General features: G+C 53.0%; 3 protein-coding genes. All 3 read left to right on the top strand.

The features are described 5' to 3' along the window. Positions 1-82: 82 nt before the first annotated feature. Positions 83-280, top strand: a complete 198-nt coding sequence (locus H627_RS0115225) for a hypothetical protein (protein ID WP_027829610.1) — start codon at positions 83-85, stop codon at positions 278-280. After that, positions 255-608 carry an IS66 family insertion sequence element accessory protein TnpB gene (tnpB, locus tag H627_RS0115220; RefSeq protein WP_027829609.1) on the top strand — a complete coding sequence of 118 codons (354 nt, stop codon included), beginning with the start codon at positions 255-257 and terminating at the stop codon, positions 606-608. Before H627_RS0115225 ends, tnpB begins: the two co-directional genes overlap by 26 nt. A gap of 95 nt (positions 609-703) precedes the next feature. Further along, positions 704-2,314, top strand: a complete 1,611-nt coding sequence (gene tnpC / locus H627_RS0115215; protein ID WP_035441345.1) for an IS66 family transposase — start codon at positions 704-706, stop codon at positions 2,312-2,314. Positions 2,315-2,492 lie beyond the last annotated feature (178 nt).

Below are 2,492 nucleotides of genomic sequence, written 5' to 3'. Positions count from 1 at the left end.
TAAGCGTCCAATAATCTAGCGGCTTCCAGCCGGTCGAGCCTCCAATTATACTTGGGACATCAAGTAGATTGGAGGCTGTTTTATGACTCAGATCAAAGATATAGTTCCCGTTGAGCTGATCAACCGGGCCGGTACTGTGCCGGCAGTCAAAACCAAGCTGGGTGCCAAAGTGAAGCTTGGCGAGTCAGAGGTGCTGCTCTATAACGGCGTTGACGGCTACCTGGCGCACATCATCTTACAGGAGTTGACCGGCAATGCTTCCCGACCTGACCAGCGTTAAGATCTTCATCGTCTGCGGCCGGACGGATCTGCGCAAAGGGATCGACGGTCTAGCCACGCTGGTCCAAGAGGAATACGACTTAGACGTTTTCGACCAGTCGCTCTTCCTCTTCTGCGGCACGCGCAGTGACCGCTTCAAGGCCCTTTACTGGGACGGTGACGGCTTTCTCCTGCTGTACAAACGGTTTGAGAATGGGCATATGCAATGGCCGCACAGCCAAGCTGAGGTCAAGCAGCTGCGCTATGGCCAGCTGAAGCGGCTGCTCACCGGACTGGCCATCGAAGAACGGCGAACCATCAGGTCCGCCCGTCCAGGCATCATCCACTAGAAGCTCTTTCCAGAAGCCAGGGAAAGGGCTTCCTTTTGTACTCCCCGCTTGATATAATCCTACTTATCATTCCAAGTGGGAAAGGCGGTGAGCTGATGGCTAAGGCGGTCGGGACTGAACGTGAACGGCAGTTGGAACAAGAAGTCTTCTATTTGAAGCAGGAACTGCAACTGCTTAAAGAAGGCATTGCGTATTTAACCAGGAAACAGTATGGCCTCAAGAAAGAGACCCTGGATCATGCCGAACAAACCAATCTGTTTACAGAAGTTGTCCCGGAGCTGGATATTCCAGAAATAACCGGAGAAACCAAAGAAACGATCACCTACACGCGGACCAAAAAGAAAGGGAAACGGGCCGCTGAACTCGCCCAGTTCTCCCACGTCCAAAAACAGTTCGAATTACCTGAGAGCGAGCGGATCTGCCCAAATTGTCAGCGGGTCATGGCGGACATCGGCGGTACAATGATGCGCCAAGTCCTGGATATGATCCCGGCATTTTTCCAAGTGGTTGAATACATCGCCCACGCCTACGCTTGCCAGTATTGCAAAGACCATGGCATCCACAGTGATGTCATCAAAGCCCCTGTGCCTAAAGCATTCATCGGAAGCAGCTTGGCGTCACCGTCGATCCTGGCGGAGACACTGATTGAGAAGTACGAGAAGAAAGTGCCGGCTTTTCGACAGGAGAAACAATGGGCCAGGTTGGGTGTGCCGATCACGCGCCAAGACATCATCAATTGGCACATCTTGGCCGCTGATTATGGACTGGGCGCCCTGCATGACCTGATGAAAAAGGAACTGCTCACTCAAGATATCATCCACGCCGATGAGACGCCGTATAAGGTCATCGAAAGTGAGAAGAGCAAGACCTATTATTGGCTGCTCGCTTCCGGCCGGTACGCTGAGAATCAAGTGATCCTGTACGAGCACAAAGACGGCCGATCATACAACTGGATCGAAGAGATGCTCGGTGACTACAGCGGATTTCTCCAAACCGACGGGTATGCAGTCTATCAAAAGCTGCCGCACGTTGTGCGCGTTGCCTGTCTGGCCCACATCCGCCGGAAATTCTTTGATGCTTTGACGGAGAGTGAACAGAAGCGGACAAAGAAAGCCACCCGCACGAGAGAACGGGCCAGCGAAGAAGACCTGATCAAAATCGAGCACGCCAAAAAGAGTGCTGCCTGGATTGGTGTCGAGTATTGCGACGTCATGTTTCTTCTGGAGAAACGCTGGCACGACCTTGCCCCGGAAGACCGCAAAGAAAAACGGCAGGCCATTCTGGCCAAAGTGATGGACGCGTTCTACACCTGGTTAGGAAACTTGGGCCAGCTGCCCAAGACCAAGCTGGGCAAAGCCGTCGACTATGCCTTCAATCAGCGGGACGCCCTAGCAGTTGTTCTAACCGATGGCCGTTTGGAGATCTCCAACAACCGCGCCGAGCGGGCCATCAAGGAACTCGTCATGGGCCGGAAGAACTGGCTTTTCTCCACCAGTTTCAAAGGTGCCCAAGCGAGCGGCATCATCCTTAGCGTCATGCGCACAGCCGAAGCTAACGGACTGGACACGCGCGCTTATTTGAAGCTCCTATTTGAGGAGCTCCCCAATCTGCCGGTACCAGATGATCCGAATGACCTGCAGAAGTATTTGCCTTGGGCACCGCAGATGAAAGAACGGTGTACCAAGCAATCAACAGAGCTCGAATAGTGAAGAGCGAGGCTCGTGCTGACCCTGTAATCATACGGGATCGGCACGAGCCTCTTCAATACGCTATTTTATTCGACGCTTACGCTGCTCCTGCATCTGTTGGTTTTCGTGGAGTAAATTTTGGACGATAGTCCGTAATTGCTCGGGGGTGGCATCTGCGAGTGCAATGCTATTTTTT

Source organism: Schleiferilactobacillus harbinensis DSM 16991, from assembly GCF_000425885.1.
Classification (GTDB): domain Bacteria; phylum Bacillota; class Bacilli; order Lactobacillales; family Lactobacillaceae; genus Schleiferilactobacillus; species Schleiferilactobacillus harbinensis.
The sequence above is the reverse complement of the archived record's forward strand: the minus strand, read 5'-3'. Positions and strand labels throughout refer to the sequence as shown.

Excerpts from the sequence above, each read along its gene's own strand:
- H627_RS0115225 (WP_027829610.1), top strand. The coding sequence starts at position 83 with ATGACTCAGATCAAAGATATAGTTCCCGTTGAGCTGATCAACCGGGCC.
- tnpB (WP_027829609.1), top strand. The coding sequence starts at position 255 with ATGCTTCCCGACCTGACCAGCGTTAAGATCTTCATCGTCTGCGGCCGG.
- tnpC (WP_035441345.1), top strand. The coding sequence starts at position 704 with ATGGCTAAGGCGGTCGGGACTGAACGTGAACGGCAGTTGGAACAAGAA.